16 protein-coding genes are annotated in these 21,518 nt (G+C 72.0%); 5 read left to right on the plus strand and 11 right to left on the minus strand.

Annotation, left to right across the window (positions count from 1 at the left end; genetic code table 11):
* Window positions 1-21: 21 nt before the first annotated feature.
* Window positions 22-1,506 (minus strand): aldehyde dehydrogenase (NADP(+)), encoded by a 1,485-nt coding sequence (locus I2501_RS16730; protein WP_196194845.1) that lies wholly within the window; start codon window positions 1,504-1,506, stop codon window positions 22-24.
* A gap of 52 nt (window positions 1,507-1,558) precedes the next feature.
* Window positions 1,559-2,383 (minus strand): NAD-dependent epimerase/dehydratase family protein, encoded by an 825-nt coding sequence (locus I2501_RS16735; RefSeq protein WP_236046518.1) that lies wholly within the window; start codon window positions 2,381-2,383, stop codon window positions 1,559-1,561.
* 253 nt (window positions 2,384-2,636) lie between these two features.
* On the opposite strand from I2501_RS16735, the gene I2501_RS16740 reads away from it, so the two are divergent.
* Window positions 2,637-3,572, plus strand: coding sequence for a 5-dehydro-4-deoxyglucarate dehydratase (locus tag I2501_RS16740; protein WP_328806404.1), 936 nt, complete (start codon window positions 2,637-2,639; stop codon window positions 3,570-3,572).
* Window positions 3,569-4,732, plus strand: a complete 1,164-nt coding sequence (locus I2501_RS16745) for a hypothetical protein (RefSeq protein ID WP_196194847.1) — start codon at window positions 3,569-3,571, stop codon at window positions 4,730-4,732. The genes I2501_RS16740 and I2501_RS16745 overlap by 4 nt, the downstream gene beginning before the upstream one ends.
* Before the next feature lie 30 nt (window positions 4,733-4,762).
* Here I2501_RS16745 and I2501_RS16750 read toward each other — a convergent pair whose 3' ends face one another.
* Both I2501_RS16750 and I2501_RS16755 read right to left on the minus strand, forming a co-directional pair.
* On the minus strand, window positions 4,763-6,046 hold the full coding sequence (locus tag I2501_RS16750; RefSeq protein WP_236046520.1) for a glucarate dehydratase family protein: 1,284 nt from the start codon (window positions 6,044-6,046) through the stop codon (window positions 4,763-4,765).
* A 191-nt stretch (window positions 6,047-6,237) separates the two neighbouring features.
* Complete coding sequence (locus I2501_RS16755; protein WP_196194849.1) at window positions 6,238-7,029, minus strand: IclR family transcriptional regulator; 792 nt, start codon at window positions 7,027-7,029, stop codon at window positions 6,238-6,240.
* Window positions 7,030-7,189: 160 nt separating this feature from the next.
* Here I2501_RS16755 and I2501_RS16760 point away from each other — a divergent pair, with 160 nt between their 5' ends.
* Window positions 7,190-9,676, plus strand: coding sequence for a polysaccharide lyase 8 family protein (locus I2501_RS16760; RefSeq protein ID WP_196194850.1), 2,487 nt, complete (start codon window positions 7,190-7,192; stop codon window positions 9,674-9,676).
* Between the two features lie 21 nt (window positions 9,677-9,697).
* Here the strand turns inward: I2501_RS16760 and I2501_RS16765 are convergent, their stop codons facing one another.
* From I2501_RS16765 to I2501_RS16775, 3 genes are all read right to left on the minus strand, one after another.
* A complete protein-coding gene (locus I2501_RS16765; RefSeq protein ID WP_196194851.1) occupies window positions 9,698-10,495 on the minus strand; it encodes an SDR family NAD(P)-dependent oxidoreductase in 798 nt (265 codons plus the stop codon).
* A 77-nt stretch (window positions 10,496-10,572) separates the two neighbouring features.
* Window positions 10,573-11,049, minus strand: coding sequence for a (2Fe-2S)-binding protein (locus I2501_RS16770; RefSeq protein ID WP_196194852.1), 477 nt, complete (start codon window positions 11,047-11,049; stop codon window positions 10,573-10,575).
* Window positions 11,050-11,112: 63 nt separating this feature from the next.
* A complete protein-coding gene (locus I2501_RS16775) occupies window positions 11,113-13,470 on the minus strand; it encodes a molybdopterin cofactor-binding domain-containing protein (protein ID WP_196195039.1) in 2,358 nt (785 codons plus the stop codon).
* A gap of 274 nt (window positions 13,471-13,744) precedes the next feature.
* On the opposite strand from I2501_RS16775, the gene I2501_RS16780 reads away from it, so the two are divergent.
* The gene (locus I2501_RS16780; RefSeq protein WP_196194853.1) at window positions 13,745-14,728 is read left to right on the plus strand and encodes a sigma-70 family RNA polymerase sigma factor; all 984 of its coding nucleotides are present in this window, start codon (window positions 13,745-13,747) and stop codon (window positions 14,726-14,728) included.
* Between the two features lie 46 nt (window positions 14,729-14,774).
* Here I2501_RS16780 and I2501_RS16785 read toward each other — a convergent pair whose 3' ends face one another.
* On the minus strand, window positions 14,775-15,758 hold the full coding sequence (locus tag I2501_RS16785) for a deoxyribonuclease IV (protein ID WP_196194854.1): 984 nt from the start codon (window positions 15,756-15,758) through the stop codon (window positions 14,775-14,777).
* A gap of 168 nt (window positions 15,759-15,926) precedes the next feature.
* Here I2501_RS16785 and I2501_RS16790 point away from each other — a divergent pair, with 168 nt between their 5' ends.
* Window positions 15,927-16,256, plus strand: a complete 330-nt coding sequence (locus tag I2501_RS16790) for a DUF1330 domain-containing protein (RefSeq protein ID WP_196194855.1) — start codon at window positions 15,927-15,929, stop codon at window positions 16,254-16,256.
* A 20-nt stretch (window positions 16,257-16,276) separates the two neighbouring features.
* Here I2501_RS16790 and I2501_RS16795 read toward each other — a convergent pair whose 3' ends face one another.
* From I2501_RS16795 to I2501_RS16805, 3 genes are all read right to left on the minus strand, one after another.
* Entirely contained in the window at window positions 16,277-17,335 is a 1,059-nt protein-coding gene (locus I2501_RS16795) for a methyltransferase (RefSeq protein WP_196194856.1), read from the minus strand.
* Between the two features lie 81 nt (window positions 17,336-17,416).
* Complete coding sequence (locus tag I2501_RS16800) at window positions 17,417-18,634, minus strand: cytochrome P450 (protein WP_196194857.1); 1,218 nt, start codon at window positions 18,632-18,634, stop codon at window positions 17,417-17,419.
* 209 nt (window positions 18,635-18,843) lie between these two features.
* Window positions 18,844-21,417 carry a RiPP maturation radical SAM C-methyltransferase gene (locus I2501_RS16805; protein WP_328806405.1) on the minus strand — a complete coding sequence of 858 codons (2,574 nt, stop codon included), beginning with the start codon at window positions 21,415-21,417 and terminating at the stop codon, window positions 18,844-18,846.
* Window positions 21,418-21,518 lie beyond the last annotated feature (101 nt).

The following is a 21,518-nucleotide window of genomic DNA, read 5'->3' on the forward strand; positions in this document are numbered from 1 at the left end:
GTCCGTCCCCCTTCGGACACGTCAGCGCAGCTCGGACGGCAGCAGCTCCGCCGGGACGTCCTGGTACGCCACCGGCACCAGCCAGCGGTCGATGGCCGCGGCGCCGACGGAGGTGTGCGCCGGGCTGGTGGAGGCCGGGAAAGGGCCGCCGTGGTGCTGGGCATGGGACACCGCGACGCCGGTGGGCCAGCCGTTGACCACCAGCCGCCCCGCACGCCGTGCGGCCACGGGGAGCAACGCGCGGGCCTCGTCGAGGTCCTCCGGCGTCTCCCGGTCCAGCTGGACGCTGACGGTCAGGCTGCCCTCGACCTCCGCGAGCCGGGCCCGGGTGCGCTCGGGGTCGCCGTCGACCACGACGACGCCGACCGGACCGAACCGCTCCTGCCCGAAGACCTCGGGCGCACGGTCGTACGTCTCGCCGTCGATCGCGAAGACCGTGGGCGTCGCGGCCCACGGCCCCTTGCCGGGGCGGCCCTCGGCCAGCACCCGCACGTCGTCCCGGCCCCGCAGCTCGGCGACGGCGTCCGACCACGCGTCGTGGATCCGGGCGGAGAGCATCGGGCCTCCGTCGGTCCCCGCGACCGAGTCGGCCAGGGCACCGAGCAGTGACGGGTCGTCAGGAACGAACATCAGCCCGGGGTTGGTGCAGAACTGGCCGACCCCCTGGGTCAGCGAGGTGGCGTAGCCGGAGGCCACCTTCGCCGCCTCCCCTCGGGCCGCGCCCGGGAGGACGACGACGGGGTTGACCGAGCCGAGCTCGCCGTGGAACGGGATCGGCACCGGGCGCTCGGCACAGAGCTTGGCCAGCGCCAGGCCACCGCGCGTGGAGCCGGTGAACCCGACGGCGGTGACGGCCGGATGCGCGATCACGGCGGCCCCGGCCGCGAAGCCGTACACGACGTCGAAGACCGGCGGCGCACCGGCGTCCGCGAGCGCGGCCTTGACCAGCTCGGCGGTGCGCCGCGAGGTCCCGGGGTGGGCCTCGTGCGCCTTGACCACCACCGGGCATCCGGCGGCCAGGGCTGACGCGGTGTCACCACCGGCCACGGAGAAGGCGAAGGGGAAGTTGGACGCGGCGAAGACGGCGACCAGGCCGGTCGGCTGCTTGACCCGGCGCAGGTCGGGACGGCCCTCGGCGGCGGGCTCGACGACCCGGCCCAGATACGCGCCCTCGCGCACCACCTCGGCGAAGAGCCGCAGTTGCCCGGTGGTGCGGGCGACCTCGCCGGTCAGCCGCGGCAGGCCGAGCGCGGTCTCCGCGTCCGCGAGCGCGGCGAGCTCCTCGCTGTGGGCGTCCAGCGCGGCGGCGACCGCCTCCAGGGCGCGGGCCCGGTCCTCGCGCGAGGCCCCCGCCCAGGCGGACGCGGTCGCGTCCAGGGCGGCGCAGATCCGGTCGACCTCGGCGGCGGAGGTCGCCGGCACGGGCGCGCCGACCGGCTCCCCGGTGCGCGGGTCGTACCCCTGGACGGGCGGTTCCTCGTCGGTCCGGGACGTGCTGTTGGTCATCGCAGGTGTCTCCTCAGTGCCGGTCGGGTCTGGGCCGGTCAAGCCGGTCGGGTCAGGGCCGGTCGAGCCGGTCGGCGTCGAGATCGGGGAAGGTGAACTGGCCGCCCAGGTAACGGTAGACCGGGTCGTCGGCGGGCGGCTCGCCGTGCGCGGCCAGGATCTTCTCGGCGTAGACCTCGGCGTCGTCGGTGGGCCGGTAGCCGAGGGCCCGCGCCTCCTCCAGCGAGACCCAACCGCCGCGCGTGTTGGGCGAGACGCCGTAGACGATCCGGAAGCCCGGCTCGGGCGCGGCGAGGCTGGCCTCCAGCAGCCGGGCGCAGTCGTCCGGGGAGAGCCAGGTGGACAGCGCACGCGGGTTGGGCGGCTCGGGGAAGCAGGTCATGATCCGGATGCAGATCACGTCGAGCCCGTAGCGGTGGTGGTAGAGCGCGCCGAGCGCCTCGCCCGCGACCTTGGAGACGCCGTAGTAGGTGTCGGGCAACGGCGGCGTGTCGGCGGTGAGCGGGTACTCGTCCGGGGTGTGGAAGCCCACCGCGTGGTTGGAGGAGGCGAACACGACGCGTGGCACTCCGGCGCGTCGGGCGGCCTCGAAGACGGTGTAGGTGCCGTGGATGTTGACGTCCATGATCTGCTGCCACGGCGCCTCGAGCGAGTGCCCGCCGAGGTGGATCACCGCGTCCACTCCGGCGCAGGCCGCCTCCATCGCGGCCATGTCGGTGACCGACGCGTGAACCAGCTCCTCGGCGCCGTCCCCGGCCTCGCCGGGGGCGAGCGGTTGGATGTCGAGCAGCCGGAGCACGCGGTCGGGACGGGCCAGCCGGGGACGGATCAGGGTGCCCACGCCGCCTGCGGCGCCGGTGATGAGAATGCGGGACAAGGTCTCTCCCTCGCACTGCCGGTTCTGCGTCGTCTCGGTTCCGCCCATGCTCACAGAAGATCAGGGCGTTCACAATCCCAATCGCTGATCATGTATATGAACATCTATGCCTTGACCCGGGTCGAACGGCGAGCTTACGCTTCCCGCGTTCATGTCCATGTACGCTGATTATGTATGTGGCCCGCTAGGTATATGGCCCGCTGCGCCCCCAGTGCCGGTGAAGCCGCCCAGTGAAGCGAAGGGAACCGCGACCGTGCCCTCTCCCTCCCGTCAGCCCTTGGCCGCCCGCCTCGACGGGCTGCTCTTTTTTCCGGTCACCGCCTTCGACGACTCCGGCGCCTTCGACCCGGTCGGCTACCAGGGACACGTGGAGGCGCGACTGGAGGACAGTCCCGCCGCCGTCTTCGCCGCCTGCGGAACCGGGGAGTTCCCGGCCCTCGCGCCCGCCGAGTACGAGCAGGTGCTGCGCGTCGCCGTGCGCGCGACGGCCGGCCGGGTGCCCGTCATCGGCGGCACCGGCTACGGCACCGCACTCGCCCTCGACTACGCCCGCGCCGCCGAACGCGCGGGCGCGGACGGCCTGCTGGTGCTGCCCCCGTACAGCGCCGACGGCGGCCAGGACGGCCTGCTGCGCCACTACTCCGCCCTCGCCGCCGCGACCCCGCTCGACCTGGTCCTGTACCAGCGCGACCAGGTGGCCTTCACCCCGGACACCGTCGCCGAGCTGGCAGCGGTGCCCAACATCGTCGGTTTCAAGGACGGGCGCGGCGACCTGGACCTGATGCTCCGCATCGTCAGCGCGGTGCGCACCTCCGGCGCGGACGAGGACTTCCTCTTCTTCAACGGGATGCCCACCGCCGAGATGACGCAGCAGGCCTACCGCGCGATCGGGGTGCCGCTCTACTCCTCCGCCGTCTTCTGCTTCGCCCCCGACCTCGCCCTCGCCTTCCACCGCGCGCTGGAGAAGGGCGACACGGCCACCCTCACCACGCTCACCGACGTGCTGCTCCGCCCGTACGTCGAGCTGCGCCGCCAACGGCCGGGCTACGCCGTGTCCCTGGTGAAGGCCGCGACGCGCGCCGCCGGGCACGCCGTGGGCGGCGTCCGCGCCCCGCTGACCGAGCCGGAGCCCGAGCACCTGCGCATCCTCCAGGACCTGCTCGCGCGCGCCCGCCAGGCGCTCGGATGAGCGCCGCGACGCCCGCCGGCGCCTACCTCTACCCGTGGGACGTCGTCGGCGACCCCGGCTGCGCGGAGCGGGTGGCCGAGCTCGGCGTCCGCCGCGTCGCGGTGGCCGCCGCGTACCACACGGTCCGCGCGCTGACGCCGCGTCACCCCGACCACCGGGTCGTCACCGCGGACCACTCGGCGGTCTACTACCGCCTGGATCCGGCTCGTTGGGCGGACGCCGACGGCCTGCGGCCCGTGGCGGCGTCCTGGGCGCCCGCCGGGGCGTTCGAGCAGGCCGCGGCGACGCTCGCCGACGCCGGCCTGGAGGTCTACGGCTGGGTGGTGCTGGCCCACAACCAGCGACTGGGCTCGCTCCGTCCGGACGCCGCGGTGGTCAACGCCTACGGCGACCGCTATCCGTGGGCGCTGTGCACGGCCGCTCCGGCGGTCCGCCGGTACGCCGCGACGCTGGCCGCGGAGACGGCCGCGCTGCCGCACCTTTCGGGCCTGGAGCTGGAGTCGTGCGGCTGGTACGGCTTCGACCACCTGCACGCCCATGACAAGACCTCCGGGGTCGCCCTGCCGCCCGCCGCCCGGCTGCTCTTCTCGCTCTGCTTCTGCGGCCCCTGCGCGGACGCCTACGCCGCCCACGGCGCGGACCCCGACGCGCTGCGTCACGCCGTCCGAGAGTCCCTGGACGGGGTCTTCTCCGGCCAGGCGCGGGACGCGACGCTGCCGCCCGAACTCGCCGACGTGGTACGGCGGATGCGCATCGCCACGGCCACCGCCTTCCGCGCCGAGGTGCTGGACGCCGTGCGGGCCGAGCGGCCAGGGCTGCCCGTGCTGCTGCACACCCACCCCGACCCGCTCGCCTTCGGGGCCAACCCGGGCGCCGAACCGGCGACGCTCCACGCCACCGCCGACGGCGCGGTGCTGCAGTGCCCGGTCCGCTCCCCGGCCGCGTTGGACGCGGTCCGGGCGCAGGCAGCGCCCGGCAGGCGGGTCGTCGCCACCGTCACGGCGCTGCGCGGCATGGGGGCGGACCTGGACGACCTGCCCGCGTGGTGCGCCGACCTCGTCGCCGCGGGCGCCACTGAACTGCGCTTCTACCACGCCGGGCTGGCCTCGGCGGCGGACCTGCGCGCGGTCCGCGCGGCGGTGGCCGGAGTCAACCCCTGACCACCGCCGCGCGCGGATCTTGACGGACCGTCAGAACCGCGGCGTCCGACGCTCCCAGGCCGGGTCGGCGAGCACCATGCCGACCCGGTCGTCGCGGCTCCGGACGCCGCAGTCCAGATACTGCTTGTGCAGGCGCTCCAGCGCGTCGCGGTCCAACTCGACGCCCAGGCCCGGCTGCTGCGGCACGGCCAGCGAGCCCTCGGACCAGACCAGCGCGCCCGGCCGCACCACCTCCTCGCGCTGCCACGGCGAGTGCGTGTCGCAGGCGTAGGTGAGCCCGGGGACGGCCGCGGCCAGGTGCGTCATGGCGGCCAGGGAGATGCCGAGATGGGTGTTGGAGTGCATGGAGAGGCCCCAGCCGAAGGTCTCGCAGATGCCCGCGAGCCGCATGCTGGCCCGGAAACCGCCCCAGTAGTGATGGTCCGTCAGCACGATCTTCACCGAGTCGAGCGCCGCGGCCTCGGGAATCTCGGCGAAGGAGGTGACGCACATGTTGGTCGCCAGCGGCAGGGAGGTGGCCCGGGCCACCTCCGCCATGCCGGGGTTGCCGCCGGTGGGGTCCTCCAGGTACTCCAGCAGGCCCTCCAGGCGCGGCGCGATGCGCTTCGAGGTCTCGACCGACCAGTTGGCGTTCGGGTCCAGCCGCAGCGGGTGGTCGGGGAAGGCCGCGCGCAGCGCCTCGATCGCCTCGGCCTCCGCCTCCGGCTCGAAGACGCCGCCCTTGAGCTTGAGCGAGCGGAAGCCGTAGGTGTCGACCATCCGGCGGGCCTGGGCCACGATCCCCTCGGGGTCGAGCGCCGCGCCCCAGTCGTCCGCCGGGTAGCCCTCCGGCGCGGCGCCCTCGGGGTGGTGCGCCCAGCGGTAGAAGAGGTAGGCGCTGAACGGCACGGCCTCCCGCACCGCCCCGCCCAGCAGGTCGCAGACGCGCAGCCCGGTGGCCTTGCCCTGGGCGTCGTAGCAGGCGACCTCGAGGGCTCCGACGGTCTGCGCCACGGACTTCTCGCGCGAGGCCGCGCCGATCAGATCGGTCATGCCGACGGCGTCGACCGCGCCCAGCGCCTCGGCCACCCGGGTGGCGAGGCCGTTGAGGTCGAAGACCGAGAGCCCGACCAAGGCGGGTGCGGCGGCACGCAGGTTGGCGAGGGTCGGGTCGTCGCCGTAGGCCTCGCCGAGACCGGTGATCCCGGTGTCGGTATGGAGCTCGATGACGGCCCGCAGCTGGTACGGCTGGTGCACGCCGGAGGCGTTGAGCAGCGGTGGGTCGAGAACCGCCACGGGCGTGACGACGATGTCGGTGACCTTGGGAGTACGCAACGGCTTCCCCTTGGGAGACGTTCGGTGATCTGCGGTGGCGCCGCCCAGCAGTGCATGTGCACTCTGCATATTCACATTTATGAACGGACACCACGGATATGAACAGCCTAGATCCGCAGCTCCGCCTGAGCAACCATCAGCACGCCGGTCAGCCCCGGTCAGCCCACTGCCGGCCCACCGCCGGACCCGCCTCAGAGGTGCCGCGTGGCCAGCGCCAGCCGCTCCCGCGCGCCGAAGAGCGCGTCCCGGATCATCTGCTCCCGCCCCGGCGTCAGTCGGGCCACCGGGACCGAGCAGCTGACCGCGTCGCGGGCCGGGGTGCGATAGGGGATGTCCACCGCGAAGCAGCACAGCCCCAGGGTGTTCTCCTCCCGGTCCATCGCGTAGCCGCGCTCGCGCACCGCCCGCAGGTCCTCGATCAGCGCCGCCCGGCTGGTGTGGGTGTGCTCGGTCACCGGCTCCAGCCGCTCCGGCAGCATCCGCTCGATCTCGGCGTCGTCGTAGGTGGCGAGCAACGCCTTGCCCAGCGACGTCGCGTACGCGGGCAGCCGGCGGCCGACGCGGGTGAACGGGCGCAGGTAGTGCTGCGAGGCGCGGGTGGCCAGATAGACGACGTCGGTGCCGTCGAGCCGGGCGAGGTGGATGGTCTCGGTGGTGTCGTCGGCGAGCCGGTCAAGCACCGGCCTGGTGGCGGCGACCACCTCGTCGCCGTCGATGTAGGAGGTGCCGACCAGCAGCGCGCGCATGCCGATCCCGTAGCGGGTGCCGGTGACGTCGGTCTCCACCCAGCCGAGCTCGACCAGGGTGCGCAGCAGCATGTAGAGGCTGGACTTGGGGTAGCCCAGCGCCTCCTGGACCTCGGCCAGGCTGTGCAGTCCGGGCCGCCCGGCGAAGAACTCCAGCAACTCGACCGTGCGCACGGCGGACTTGACGTTCGCGCCACCGCTCGCGGCGGCGGTTGCGGCAGGGCTGGGCAGCGCCATGGGTCGGCCCCCTCGGAAGTTCGTACCGGTGATGCGCGGACGTTCACGGAGACGTTCACGCACGTGGACTGCGTTCAGCATAGACCGCAGGCCTTGTTCAGGCATATGAACTCTGTCCAACTCCTTGACTGGCATCCGGGGAGGCCCTGTCATGTCATCCATGGACCAGACGACCGACGAGACTTCGCTGGCAACGACCCGTCGCGCGCCGCTGACGCGTCGCCACCTCCTGGGCACCGGTGCCGCCGTGACCGGTGCCGCCCTCCTCGGCGCGGCGGCTGTCGCTCCGGCCGCCACCGCGGCCACGCCGACGTCCGCCCCGGCGGGCACACCGGCTCCGACGCCCTCCCCCACCACGACCCCGGACCCCTTCGACCAGCTGCGCGGAGTCTGGTCCGACATCCTCACCGGCGGCAGCGCGGTCGATCCGAGCGACCCGGACTACGCCGCCGCGATCGCGACCGTCGACGCCGCAGCCGCGGCCGACATCGCGCTCTACGACAACTCGGCCACCCCGGCGTCCGTCTACACCGACATGCCGTTCACCCATGTGGAGAACGCCAGCGGCACCTACGCCCGGCTGCTGGCCACCGCCGTGGCCTGGGCGACGCCCGGCTCGCACTACCACCAGGACCCGACCGTCGCGGCCCGGCTGGTCCAGGCGCTGCGGCTGATCGGCACGGCGTACTACAACCCGTCCTCCGCCGAGGTCGGCAACTGGTACCACTGGGAGATCGCCGCTCCGCAGGACCTGGTCAACACCTGCGCGATACTCGGCGCCCAGGTCCCGGCCGCCGACCTGGCCTCCTACCTCACCACCGTGGCCCACTTCGTGCCGGACCCCACCCACCAGCAGCAGGGCACCGTCGTCACCACCGGCGCCAACCGCTCCGACATGTGCCAGATCACCATCCTGCGCGGCATCCTGGCCAAGGACGCCTCGCTGGTCACGCTCGGCCGCGACAAGCTCTCCGACATCTACCCCTACGTCACCACCTCCGACGGCTACTACCAGGACGGCGGCTACATCCAGCACGGCACCGTGGCCTACAACGGCCACTACGCGTACGTGCTGCTGAACGACCTGAGCCAGCTCTCGCTGCTGCTGACCGGCTCGTCCTGGCCGATCACCGACCCCGGTTTCGCGGTGATCCTCGACTCCGTCGACCTCACCTACGCGCCGTACATGTACGACGGGTTGGTCATGGACGTGGTCCGCGGCCGGTTCCTCTCCCGGCAGGGCGAGACGGACCACGACGCGGGACACGACATCACCGAGGCGGTGCTGCGGCTGATCCCGGTCGGCTCGCGCGAGCAGCAGAAGCGCTGGAAGGCGCTGGCCAAGGGCTGGATCACCCGCGAGACCTTCGCGCCGATCAAGGCCACCGCCTCACCCGCCCGGATGGCACTGATCAAGTCGATCCTCGACGACCCCCTGGTCCGCCCGGCGCAGCAGGGGCCGAACCACGTGCAGCAGCCGTCCGTCGAGCGCGCGGTGCACCGACGCGAGGGCTGGGGCTGGGCGGTCGCGCTCTCCAGCAGCCGGATCACCCGGCTGGAGGCGATCAACGGCGAGAACCAGCGCGGCTGGCACACCGGAGACGGCGCGACCTACCTCTACACGGGCGACAACGGCCACTTCACGGACAACTACTGGCCCACCGTCGACTGCACCCGCCTGCCCGGCGTCACCGCCGACACGATCCCGCTGCCGAACAGCGCGGGCAACGGCACGCTGCCGCCGACCACCTGGGCGGGCGGCGCGGTGCTGGACGACCGGTGGGGCGCGGTCGGCCTGGACCTGGTGGCGTACGGCTCGCCGCTGCGAGCGCGCAAGTCCTGGTTCTGCCTGGACGACTGCGTGGTGGCGCTCGGCGCGGGCATCACCGGCAGCTCCGGCCACACCGTCGAGACCACGCTGGAGAACCGCAACCTGCACCCGACGGGCACCAACCGGCTGACCGTCGACGGCACCGCGCAACCGACCACGCTCGGCTGGACGGCGGCGTTCCCGGCCACCGAGGGCTGGGCGCAACTGGAGGGCGTCGGCGGCTACGTCCTGCTGCCGGGCGGCACGTCGACCGGCACCGTGCTGCGCGCGCTGCGCGAACAGCGCACCGGGGCCTGGGCGGACATCGACAACGGCCCCAGCACCGGCGGCACCACCACGCCGTACACCAACACCTACGTCACGCTCTGGCTGGACCACGGCGTGGACCCGACGGACGCGCAGTACGCCTACGTCCTGCTGCCCGGTGCGGACGCCCGCACCACCGCGCAGCGGGCGGCCCGCCCGCTGGTCGAGGTGCTGGCCAACTCGGCCGACCTGCAAGCCATCCGGGACCGGCAGCAGGACCTGACGGCGGCCAACTTCTTCACCGCGGGCAGCGTCGCCGGCCTCACCACCGGCGGTCCCGCCTCGGTGCTGGTGCAGCGCCGCCCGGCAGGTCTCTCGGTGGCGGTGAGCGACCCCACCTGCACCCAGTCCACGCTCACCGTCACCGTGGCCGGCTTCGGACCGATCCGCAGCGGCTTCGGCGAGGAGCCGGGTGTCCGGGTCCAGGTGGCCGACGGCGTCGCGACCGTCACGCTGGACCTCACCCAGGGCCTGCCCGGCACCACCCGCACGGCCCGGCTGCGGCTCTGACGGCTCCCGTACTCCGTCGGGTCAGCGCGCCAGGTAGCCGCCGTCCACCGGGAGCACCACGCCGGTGATGAACGAGGCCGCGTCCGAGGCCAGGAACGCGATCGCCCGGGCCACCTCCTCCGGCTCCCCGAGCCGTCCGAGGGGGTGGGACCGGGCCATCACGTCGAGGTACTCCGGTCCGCCGGGCTCGTCCTGGAGTGCCTGGACCCGCTCGGTGGTGATGGTGCCGGGGGCCACCGCGTTGACCCGGATGCCACGGTCCGCCCATTCGACCGCAAGGTGCATGGTCAGCCCGGACGCGACGAACTTGGCCGGGCCGTAGGCCGCCTGACGCGCCTGCCCGGCCAGTCCGGAGATCGAGGAGACGCAGACGACCGCGCCGCCACGGGGCTGTCCCGCCATCGCCTCGATGGCGTACTTGCAGGTCAGAAACATCCCCTTGCCGTCGACGGCCATGACCTTGTCCCAGTCCTCGGGGCTGGTCTCCGCCAGGTCGGAGAGCGGCAGGATCCCGGCGTTGGCCACGGCGACGTCCAGCCGCCCGAAGCGGGTGACCGCCTGGTCCACCATCCGGCGCACGTCCTCGGGCACGGTCACGTCGCAGACCAGCGTCACGACCTCGCCGCCCGCGTCGCCCGGCGCGTCCTCCCGCATGGCCGTGCGCGCGGTGAGCCGGGCCAGCCCGTCCGCGTCGACGTCGGCGGCCACCACCTGGGCGCCGAGCCGGACCAGCAGCTCGGCCGTGGCCCGCCCGATCCCGCTCGCCGCGCCCGTCACCAGACAGGACCTGCCCCGCAGATCCACCAGCGGTTCCGCCATGTCGCCTGCTCCTTCGCTCGATCGTCGCCCACCGATCCGAACGAGGCGCAGGCTCCAGGGTCACGCCGGAGCCTGCCTCAGAACTTGTCCGCCGCCGAGAGGATCGCCTCGCGGATACGGACGTAGGTCCCGCAGCGGCAGATGTTGCGGATCTCGTCGAAGTCCGCGTCGCCGATCTCGTGGCCCGCGGCGCGCGCCTCCAGGACCTTGGCGACGGCCGCCATGATCTGCCCCGGCTGGCAGTAGCCGCACTGCGGGACGTCCATCTCCAGCCAGGCCTCCTGCATCGGGTGCAGGTCCTTGCCCACGGTGGCGGGCAGGCCCTCGATGGTGGTGACCTCGTCCGTCGCCGCCACGTCGGAGACGGGGATGCAGCAGAGGTTCACCGCCTTGCCGTTGAGGTGGCTGGTGCACGCCTGGCAGACGCCCAGCCCGCAGCCGTACTTGGGCCCCCGCACGCCCAGGATGTCGCGCAGCACCCAGAGCAGGCGCACGTCGTCCTCGACGTCCACGGTGACCTGCTTACCGTTGAGGACGAAGGTGTGCTGGGGCATGAACGGAACTCTCCTCGGTCGGCGGTCGGAAGCTGGATTGACGGGTCGTCAGTGCGCGCGGGCTCAGTACGCGCGGCTGAGGCCGTCGGTGGGCGACTGCGGGATCGGCGGCACGGTGGGCAGCGGCGTGAAGCCCAGCGGCTGGTCGTGGTTGATCGGGAAGGTGGTCGGGAACGTCCCGGTCGCCCGCGCGTACGCGCACGCCACGGCCGCCATCGACGCCGCCACTCCGAACTCCCCCGCGCCGCCGGGCTGGCCGGTGGTCGGCGGCATCACCACGATCTCCAGGTCGTTCGGGACGTTCCACTGGCGGGTGTAGAAGTAGTTGTCCCAACTGCCTTCCTGGAACACGCCGTCCTGCAGGTGCAGCGACGAGCTCAGGGTCAGCGCGATGCCGTCCATGATGCCGCCCATCATCTGCGCCTTCAGCCCCAGCGGGTTGACGGCCAGGCCGACGTCGACGGCGCAGACCGCCTTGGTCACCCGCGGCCCGGTGTACGCGTCCGGGATCTTCCGGTCGACCGTCGCTGGCGTGCAGTCGATCTCCACCAGCATCGCGACGAAGCCGTGGTACTCCGCGTGCAGCGCGATGCCCTGGGCGGTGCCGGGGGCCATCGTCCGTCCCCAGTCGCCCTGTTCGGCCACCTTGTCCAGCACCGCGATCGCCCGCGGGTCCTTGAGGAAGGAGCGACGGAACCGGTACGGGTCCTGGTTCATGGCGGCGGCCAGCTTGTCGACCACCAACTCCTGGGCGCAGCGCACGTTCGGCGAGTAGATGTTGCGCATGCTGCCGGTGTTGAAGCCCTTGTCGACCTCGCTGAGCAGCTGCGTGGTGACGCCGAAGTTGTAGGGCGTCTGCTGGGTCAACTCGAAGATGGTCTCCGAGAAGCCGATGTCGCCGACCGGCAGCTTGGCGACCAGCGCGGTGATGATCTCGCCGAGCCCGTGGCTGAAGTCGGTCGCCACCGAGGTGTGCCGCTGCTCGTAGCTGATGACCTCGCCCAGCGAGTAGGTCGCCCGGACCCGGGAGGTCGACATCGGGTGGCTGCGGCCCTGCCGGAAGTCGTCGGTGCGGTGCCACATCAGCCGGACCGGCTTGCCCATGGCCTTCGAGATCTCGGCCGCCTCGCGGGCCGCGTCGAAGAAGAGCTTGCGTCCGAACGACCCGCCGCCCTGGACCACGTGCACGGTGACCGCCGAGACCGGCAGGCCGAGCTCGGCCGCGATCGCCTCCTGCGCCACGATCGGCGACTTGAGCGAGGCCCAGATCTCCGCACTGTCCGCACGCACGTCGGCGACGGCGCAGTTGGGCTCCAGCGCGCTGTTGCTGGCGAAGTGGAAGGTGAACCGCTCGTCGACCGCCTCCGTCAGCAGCGGCAACGGCGGAACGACCAGCGGCAGTTCGGCGGCCTTCAGCTCGGCGAGCACGGTGTCGTCCGAGGAGTGGTCCTCCGTTCCCGGACCCCAGGTGACCTGCAGCGCGCGCACCGCGTCGATGCACTGGCCGAAGGTCGCGCCGCGCACCGCGACGCCGGTGGAGACCACGGCCACGTCGGTGATCCCCGGCATGGCCAGCACGGCGGCCTGGTTCTGCACCGAGACGACCGTGCCGTTGATCGTCGGCGGACGGCAGACCATGCTCGGCAGCGCGCCGTCGACCTGCAGGTCCATCGCGAACTGCTTGCGCCCCGTGACCGCGTCCAGCGCGTCGATCCGGCCCTGCGAAGTGCCGACGACGCTGAAGTCCTTGGCGTCCTTCAGCGTGACCGAGACCGCCGTCGTGCTCACCGCGGCCGCCGCCGTGGCGAGCTGACCGTACGTCATCGTCGCGCCGGTGGCCGAGGTCACCACGCCGAGGCCCGTGGTCAGCGTGTCGATCGGCTCGGAGAGCAGCTCGGCGGCTGCCTTGAGCAGTTGCCCCCGAGCCAGCGCGGCAGCGACCCGGATCGGGGTGAAGGTGGAGATCGTGGTGTTGGAGCCGCCGGTCAGCTGGTTGAAGAGCAGCTCGGGCCGGGCGTCGGCGAGGGTGATCCGGACCTGGCTCAGCGGGATGTCCAGCTCCTCGGCCACGATCATGGCGCTGGAGGTGGTGATGCCCTGCCCGACCTCGGCGCGGGGCAGCGCGAGCGTGGCGGTGCCGTCGGTGCCGAGCTGGATGCTGATCAGGTTGGCCGTGGGCAGGGCCGCGTCGGTCAGCATGTCGTTGAGGTCGTAGATCTCGGACGGCTCCGGCAGCGACGGGATCCCCGCCTCCGGCAGCCCCGACTCGGGCGCGGCCGCGGAGGCGCGCTGCGGCGCCGCGACGCCCTCGCCGAACTGCGCGGCGACCGTCAGCGTCGAGGCGGCGAGGACGTATCCCAGAAAGGTCCGCCGCCCGACTCCCGGCTTCCCACTCCGCCCGTCCGTCCCCTGGTCGCCCATCAACGCCCCTCCGGCTTCGTCCACTTGACCCTGTTCCGACCGTGCGACGCCATCCGACCCGTATGCGCACGTACGCGCCCGTACGCGCAGGATCCGCCTCTTACGCGTCAGTAAGGTGTCGGTCCTGGAGCTTTGCACAGTTGACGACGTCGCGCCACGTCTCGTGCGATCTTCGGTCCGGCACGGCGAAGTTGAACGCTTGCCCGAGGAGGCGGCCCGGTCTGTGATAGGCAGCAGTGCGGCAGTCGCCGTGTGGCCGAGAGGGGAACCGTCCGTGGACGACCGTGAGGAACTGAGCAGGCGCTTCGAGGCGGAGCGGTCGCGGCTGCGCGCCGTCGCCTACCGGATGCTCGGCTCGCTCGCGGAGGCGGAGGACGCCGTCCAGGAGGCGTGGCTGCGCCTCGACCGCGCCACCAGGGCCGGCCAGGCCACCGGCACGGACACCGGCACCAGCACCGACACCGACGCCGACGCCGAGGAGATCGAGAACCTCGCCGGCTGGCTGACCACCACGGTCGGCCGCATCTGCCTGAACCAGCTCCGCTCGCGCGAGCGCCGCCGCGAGGACGCCCTGGACGCGGCGGTCGTGGAGCCCACCCTCGGCCGCGAGGCCGCGGCGGAGCAGCACCCGGCCGACCCGGAGCAAGAGGCGCTGCTGGCTGACGAGGTCGGCCTGGCCATGCTGGTGGTTCTGGACACGCTGACCCCGGCCGAGCGGTTCGCCTTCGTGCTCCACGACATGTTCGCCGTCCCCTTCGACGACATCGGCCCGATGATGGAGCGCACCTCGGCCTCCGTCCGGCAGTTGGCCAGCCGCGCGCGCCGCCGGGTCAGGGGCGTCACCGTGATCCCGCAGCCGGATCCCGACCGGCGGCGGCAGGTGGTCTCGGCGTACCTGACGGCCTGCCGTGGCGGGGACTTCGAGGCGCTGGTCACCCTGCTCGACCCGGACGTGGTCATCCGCGCCGACGCGGCCGCAGGCCCGACGCCGCACCCGATCTCGCTCAGCGGCGCGCGGATCGTCGCCAAGGCGGCGCTCGGCTCCAAGGACCGCGCCCAGGTCACCGAGGAGGCCCTGGTCAACGGCGACTACGCGCTCGTCATGGCCCCGCTGGGCCGCCTCGCGGTGGTGCTGACCTTCGCCTTCACCGAGGGCCCCGACGCGCGGATCACCGAGATCAACGTGATCGGCGACCCGGAGCGGTTGCAGACCCTGGAGTTCGGCGTCCTCGACCTGCCCGAGGAGCCCGGGGACTGACGCCCGCTCAGCCTGCTCGCCCCTCCTGCCCGTTCCTCGGCCGTGCTCAGGCCTCGGCGCGCAGCCGCTTCAGCGTCTCGACGTCGGCGGCGTGCCCGAAGCCGGGCGCGGCGCTGCGGTCGGGCGTCTCCAAGATCAGCGGCACCCCGTCCGTCGCCGGGTGCCGGAACAGCTCCTGGAACGGCTCCGCTCCGATATGGCCGTCGCCGATGTTGGCGTGCCGGTCCTTGCGGGCGCCGACGACGTCCTTGGAGTCGTTGGCGTGGATCAGCTTGAGCCGCCCCGGACCGAAGACCTCCTCTAGCAGGTCCAGCGCCTCCGTGACGCCGCCGGGCGCGGCCAGGTCGTGCCCGGCGGCGAAGGCGTGGCAGGTGTCCAGGCAGACGCCGACCCGCGGATGGCGGTCCAACGCGTCGGCGTACGCGGCCAGGTCCTCGATCCGCGAGCAGAGCGACTGGCCCTGACCCGCCGTCGGCTCCAGCAGCAGCCAGGGCGCGTCCACGTCGTCGCCCTCGCGCGCGGCCCGCTCTGCGAGGGCGTCCAGCTCGTCCAACAGCGGACGCACGTCCGCCCGGACCTGGGCCATCGCCTCGGCCCGGCGTGATCCGCCGTCGGCCGCGCGTCCCACCGCCGAGCCGGTGTGCACCACCACGCCCAGCGCGCCGATCGCGTGCGCGCGCACCAGCGAGTGCCGCAGCGAGTCGGTGGACCGCTCCCGGGTCGCGGCCGTGTCCGAGCCGAAGTTGATCAGGTAGGGCGCGTGCACGTACGCGGGGACGCCGCGCTCCCGGCAGGCCGCACGGAAGGCCCGGTCCTTGGCCGGATCGCCCTCGGGCGTGGCCCAGCCACGCGGGTTGGCGACGAAGACCTGCACCGCCTCCGCCCCCATCCGCTCCGCGTAGGCGAGCCCGGTCCCGACCAAGCCGCGACCCGCGACCGGGACGTGCGTCCCGATCGGGTTGCGCAGCCGCGCGGCGGTGGCGGAAGCAATGTCGGACGCGGCGTCGGTGGTGTCGTGCGGGGCGTGCATCCCCGCAGCATGCCACGGACGGGAGGAGAGCCGGTCCGCGGGCCCGACGGATGACGGATACGTGACGGATTCGCGGACCTGCGCACACGCGGAGACTCGAAGCGTCGGAACGAGCGAGCCGAACCACCGACAGCCGAGCACCGAGAACACACAGAACCGGAGACCGAGATGACCGCCTACGCCCTCGCCCTTGTCCACTCCGTCGAGTTCGGCCCGGAGATCGTCGAGTACCTGCAGCGGATCGACGCCACCCTCGACCCCTTCGGCGGCCGGTTCGTCGTCCACGGCGGCAACGCCGAGCTGCTCGAAGGCAGCTGGGACGACATCCGCGACGTGATCCTCATCGAGTTCCCGGACGACACCAACCTCCGCGCCTGGTACGCCTCACCCGCGTACCAGGAGATCCTGCCCCTGCGCACCCGCAACATGAACGCCACCGCCGTCATCCTGACGGGTGTGCCTGCCGGCTACCGGGGCGTCGACTCCCTCGATCACTGACCGCCGGGCGAACAGGGACGTCACCGCGCGGGAGCGGCTTCCAGGACGCAGAAGCCGGTGGGTCCGGTGACCGCGTTGGTCACCGTGAATCCGGCGTCCCTCAGCAGGGTCGCGTACTCGTCCCGGCTGCGGTCCTGGCTGCCGAACAGCACCAGCATGGTGAGATCCCGTATCGCGGCGTCGAGCTGGTTGCTGGCGTCCGCGACGCGTTCGACGACGAGCAGCCGGTCCGTGGCGCCCATCGCGGCGTGGCAGTTGCGCAGGATTCGCAGGGCGGTCTCGTCGTTCCAGTTGTGGATCACCGACTTGAGCAGGTAGAGGTCGGCACCCCGGGGGATCTCCCGCAGCAGATCCCCCGTGAGGAACTCGCAGCGGTCGGCCAGGCCCGCCTCCGTCAGCGATCGGCGGGCGTGGTCGATGACGGCGGGTTGTTCGAGCACCATGGCGCGCACCTGCGGATGGCGGCGGAGCAGTCCGGCCGTGAGCGTGCCGTGTCCCGCGCCGAGATCGGCGACGGTCCGGGCGGCGGAGAAGTCGTAGAGGCCGAGGACCTCGTCCAGGGCACGTTCACTGTTCCACTGCATGGTCCGGGTGAAGGACTCGGCGACCTGGCTCTGCTCACTCAACTGGTCCCAGAGCGACCGCCGGTGGCGATGCTCGTACGCCGACTCGCCGGACCGCAGGGCGTGATCCAGCTCGGCCCAAGCGCCGTAGTAGTCGTCCCCCGCCATCAGCGAGTGCCCGTGCAGGGAGCCGGAGTCGCTGCGGAGCAGGTCCGCGAGCGCAGTGCCCCGGTACCCCGCTCGGGACTCTCCGGCCTCTCCGGCCTCTCCAGCCTCACCGACTGCGCCGACTGCGCCGACCTCCTCGACCAGTCCGAGCCCTTGGAGCGCGCGGAGATAGCGGCGCAACACGGGTACGCCGATCCCGGTGACGTCGCTGAGCTGCTGCTCCGTCATGGTCCCGTCGGCAAGATGGTCCGGGATCTTGAACCGGACCGCGGACGCGATGATCTGGGTGACGACATGACTGTCGAGGAGAGCGGCGAGGTGTCCCGATCTGCTGCGCTCGGATTCCACGATGGCGGTCCTGTTCTCGAAAATCCAGCGGAACGGCGGGTCAGGTCCGCGGCCTGGTCAGCGGCCTGGTCCGCAGCCTGGTCAGCGGATGAGCACGGGCAAGGAGCGCAGCCCGCGCAGGGTGGCGGTCGGGTCGAACTGCGGCGCCCCGGCCGCGGTGAGGCCGAGTCCGGACCCGGCCAGCGCAGTCACGACGGCGCGTAGCTGCGCCGTGGCCAGGTTCGCGCCCAGGCACGCGTGAGCGCCTCGGCCGAACGCGATATGGACGCCCCTGCGTCGTCCCGGATCGACGTCGTCGGGGTGGGCGAAGACGCCGGGGTCACGGTTGGCCGCGGCGAGGAACAGGATGACGACCTCTCCTCGGCGGATCTTCTGCCCGTCCACCACACGGTCCTCGGTGGCGACGCGCGCATCGGCCTGCACCGGGCCGTCCAGCCGGATGAGCTCCTCGACGAGCCCGTCCAGCCCGTTCAGCCCGCCCGGCCCGTTCAGCCCGTCCGGCCGCGCCGGGTCTCCGGTCCCGTGCAGCAGCGCGGGGGTCGCTACGAGCCGGGCCAGCGCATTGCCCAGCAGGCGGCTCACCGACTCGTATCCGGCGTGCAGAACGGTGCGCAGCGAGTTCGCCAGCAGCGCCGGTGACACCTCCGGCGCGGCGAGAGCCGCCCGTCGTGCCGCCCCGATGAAGGCAGCACCGTCGCTGTCACGCAGCCACTCGCCCATGAGCCGGGCGAGTTCGCCCCGGGCACGGGTCCCCGGTTCCGCGCGGCTCGGGTCGAGGCCAGCGTCCATGCTGAGCACGATGGCGTTCGACAGCTCTTCGAACCGTGGGCCGTCGGGCGCTTCGACGCCGAGGAACTCGCACATGGTCTGCAGGGCGACCGGTCGCGCGAACTCCCGGACCAGGTCGACCGGGCGGTCCTGCCCGCGCAGGGCCGCGACGTGTGCGGTGGCGATCTCGGCCACCCGGTCGGCCATGGCCGTGGGCGACTGCTCGTGGAGCGCGGTGACGAGCAGGTGCCGGATCGCGCCGTGCTCGGGTGGGTCCAGGGACTGCACGGTCAGGTGGGCGTCGGGGATCTCCTCACCGACCCTGCGGAAGTCCGAGGCGAAGGCGGCCGTGTCGCTCAGGACCTGGCGGCATTCCTCGTATCCGGTGAGTACCCAGGAGTCCAGCACCGCGTGCCAGTAGACCCTTCTGTGCTCCCGGAGCCTCCGGTAGAAGGGGTGGGGATCGGCAATGACGTCCGGCGCCAGGGGGTTGTAGATGGGGTCTCGCAGAACCTGCGCCTCCGCGGTCATGGCCGCCCTCCTTAGTCTGCGCTGCTTCCGTGGACAGGAACCGCGTTGCGGCCATGCCGACGTGCGTGGGCATGGCCGCAACGGCTACGAGTTTCAGTGGACGTAACGCATGGTGGTCTCCCTTCCGTGAGGACGCGCATCGCAGTCGGGGACGCGTCCCCGGCTCCGCGGCCGTGAGCGTCCCGCCGGGCGGCGGCCCGGCGGGGGTCTCATCCGTGCCCCAGCACCTCGATGGGGAGCGGAAGCCGGTGCAGGCGGTAGGGCAGCGCGACGGCAAGCCCGCCCAGGGCGAGCAGGATGCCGTCGCGGAGCAGGTCCTGGACCGCCGGGAAGGTGGGGTCGTCCGCGGTCGGCAGGGGCCGCGGTGTGTCGTAGTGGTCGAGGAGGCTGCCGGATTCGGGACTGTCCAGGACGGTCTCGGCCCGGGTCGCGCCCGGACGGGAGTCGTGGACGACCGTGAACCCGGGGCCCCGGCGGCAGTGCAGGAGGCCGTAGCGGTGGGACTCCCGCCACGCGTCCAACGCCGCTGTCTGCTCCGCGTCCGCTTGGGCGTCCAAGTGGTCCGGGGGGCTCAGGTGATGGAGCACGCGGGGGTCAGGAAGGCCGGAGAGATCGGCACGCCAGGGAAGCACCTGCGCCCGGGAGGTGTGGTCCCTCAGCGTGCGGATGAACTCCAGCGTCTCCCGCGCCGTGTCCGGCGCGAAGGACACGGCGCAGGCACCGGCCGCACCGTCCACGCCGCCTGCACTGCCCGCGCTGCCCGCGCCGGGCGTGGCCGGCTGCGCGGCGGGCTGCGCGGCGGGCTGCGCGTCGCGTTTGATGCTCGCCCTGTTCGTGGCCAGGGCGACGAAGCGACCGTCGGACTCGAAGACCAGTCCCTGCTTCTTCCAGGACGCGAGCCACGTCTCGACCTGCGCCGCGTCGACGTCATGTCCCTGGTCGGCCAGCCGCTTCCGGAGCGCGGCCGCGTGCCGGGGCGTCCGGAGCACCTCGTACGCGGCGGCCTCGGCGGACTCCAGCCTGATCTGCCGCTGCGGCCAACCCGCCCGGCGGTCCTCGATCAGCAGGCCGCCCGATCCGTCCCGGCTCATCAGCAGGCTGCTGACCGGGTAGTTGCCACGCCAGGTGACGATCGCCGTGCGCAGTCGTGCGGCCGTCGACTCCTGGATCCCCACCGCCGGGGAGTCGAACTGGTAGACGAGGTCGCGGAGTTCGGCTTCAGGCAGGTCGTAGACATGGCCGTACAACGCGGCCGGGCGGCGCTGCGGGAAGCCGAGTTCGGGACGTTCGAAGTTCGGGCTGTAGCGCTCCAGCAGGATCCGGACGCGGCCCGCCGGCGGCTGAAGGTGCGACAGAGCGGGCAACTGGTCGAGGACCGCCGCGTAGTCGGCCTCCCGCTCGCCGGGAAAGCCGTACAGGTAGTTCCAGTCGACGGTGACGTCGTTCTCCTCGCAACTGCGCAGGAGCCGGATGTTCTGCGTGGCGTGGACGCCCTTGTCCATGATCTTCAGAACGTCCGAGCTGAGGTTCTCGATGCCCGGCTGGATATGGACCAGCCCGGCCGCGCGGAGTTTGGCGACGTCCTCCTCCCCGAGGTTCGACTTGACCTCGTAGTAGAAGTTCACGTCGTGGCCGGACGCCTCCAGTTGGGGCAGCAGGGTGCGCAGGTAATCCATGTCGAGGATGTTGTCGACCGCCACAATGTCGAGGATGCGATGGCGTTCCACCAGTTCCTCGAGATGACGGCGGGCCTGCTCCGGAGGGCGGGAACGGAATTTCATGGTCAGTCCGTTGAGCCCGCAGAAGGTGCACGTGTGCTTCTCGCCCCACCAGCAGCCCCGCGCCGCCTCGTACAGCAGGGTCGGTTTGACGAACGAGCTGACCGGACTCTTCTTCAGTTCGCTGAAGTAGCTGTCGAAATCCGGACAGGGCACGTCGCGCATCGCGAGCAGCGGACCGGGCGGGTTCGTCACCGCGTCCCCGTCCTTGGTAGTCCAGGACAGGCCGTGGACCTCCTCCACCGGCAGTCGGCCGTCGAGATGGTCGATGAACTCCACGTAGGACTGCTCGGCCTCACCGCTGATCACGTAGTCCACGAAGGGGAAGTTCCGCTGGAGCGCCGGCCCCATCGGGGCATCGCAGTTCCCGCCGCCGAGCAGGATCGGGATGTCCGGGGCGATCTCCTTGACCGCCTTGGCCATGGCGAGCGAGGGCACGTTCTGCTGGAAGGTGCTGCTGAACCCGATGACGTCCGGCTCCTCGGCGACGATCTCGCGCGCGAGTGCGGTGACGAATCCCGCGGCATGCTCCGCCATCGCCTCGGACTTGCCCGGATTCACGCCGTGCTCCGCGAGATAGGCGCGATAACGATCCCGCCGCCAGTGCGGAGTTCCGTACAGCGCGGGGGTGAAAACCCAGTCGCCCATGCCGTGCCAGACACCGATGTTCGCGACGTAGTCGTAGTCGTCCGGCGTGATGGCGCCGTGGCTGACTTCATAGAGGTGTTCGGCCCAGCGCAGGTTCACGAAGTGCGAACGCACCTCGTGCCGACTGCGGCACTTGTCGGTCTGGACCTGGAGAATACCGAGCGGCAGGGACGGTGTCGCCAGAAGATGCCATGGCATGGAGACAAGTGCAATCCGCATGTTCTCGATTTCTTGTAAGAAACGATCGGCGGGGTGCTGGACAGACGGCGCGGCCAGGATACGGCCAGTCCTCTGACCAGGTATCATGTGCTGCCACAGCGCCGACCTCGACAGGTTCATGGCCCGTGAGGCCGTCATTGCGGCTTCGCCAACGACCTTCGTTCACGACCCTGGGTGCGCGCAAGAGGTGTCGCGTGAGAAGACACAATATTTCCACGAGGATAAAACGAACGTCCTCA

Origin of the sequence: Streptacidiphilus fuscans (assembly GCF_015690355.1) — a bacterium.
In the GTDB taxonomy this organism is placed as follows: Bacteria; Actinomycetota; Actinomycetes; order Streptomycetales; family Streptomycetaceae; genus Streptacidiphilus; species Streptacidiphilus fuscans.

Excerpts from the sequence above, each read along its gene's own strand:
- I2501_RS16730 (WP_196194845.1), bottom strand. The coding sequence starts at position 1,506 with ATGACCAACAGCACGTCCCGGACCGACGAGGAACCGCCCGTCCAGGGG.
- I2501_RS16745 (WP_196194847.1), top strand. The coding sequence starts at position 3,569 with ATGAGCGCCGCGACGCCCGCCGGCGCCTACCTCTACCCGTGGGACGTC.
- I2501_RS16755 (WP_196194849.1), bottom strand. The coding sequence starts at position 7,029 with ATGGCGCTGCCCAGCCCTGCCGCAACCGCCGCCGCGAGCGGTGGCGCG.
- I2501_RS16760 (WP_196194850.1), top strand. The coding sequence starts at position 7,190 with ATGGACCAGACGACCGACGAGACTTCGCTGGCAACGACCCGTCGCGCG.
- I2501_RS16765 (WP_196194851.1), bottom strand. The coding sequence starts at position 10,495 with ATGGCGGAACCGCTGGTGGATCTGCGGGGCAGGTCCTGTCTGGTGACG.
- I2501_RS16770 (WP_196194852.1), bottom strand. The coding sequence starts at position 11,049 with ATGCCCCAGCACACCTTCGTCCTCAACGGTAAGCAGGTCACCGTGGAC.
- I2501_RS16775 (WP_196195039.1), bottom strand. The coding sequence starts at position 13,470 with ATGGGCGACCAGGGGACGGACGGGCGGAGTGGGAAGCCGGGAGTCGGG.
- I2501_RS16785 (WP_196194854.1), bottom strand. The coding sequence starts at position 15,758 with ATGCACGCCCCGCACGACACCACCGACGCCGCGTCCGACATTGCTTCC.
- I2501_RS16790 (WP_196194855.1), top strand. The coding sequence starts at position 15,927 with ATGACCGCCTACGCCCTCGCCCTTGTCCACTCCGTCGAGTTCGGCCCG.
- I2501_RS16800 (WP_196194857.1), bottom strand. The coding sequence starts at position 18,634 with ATGACCGCGGAGGCGCAGGTTCTGCGAGACCCCATCTACAACCCCCTG.
- I2501_RS16805 (WP_328806405.1), bottom strand. The coding sequence starts at position 21,417 with ATGACGGCCTCACGGGCCATGAACCTGTCGAGGTCGGCGCTGTGGCAG.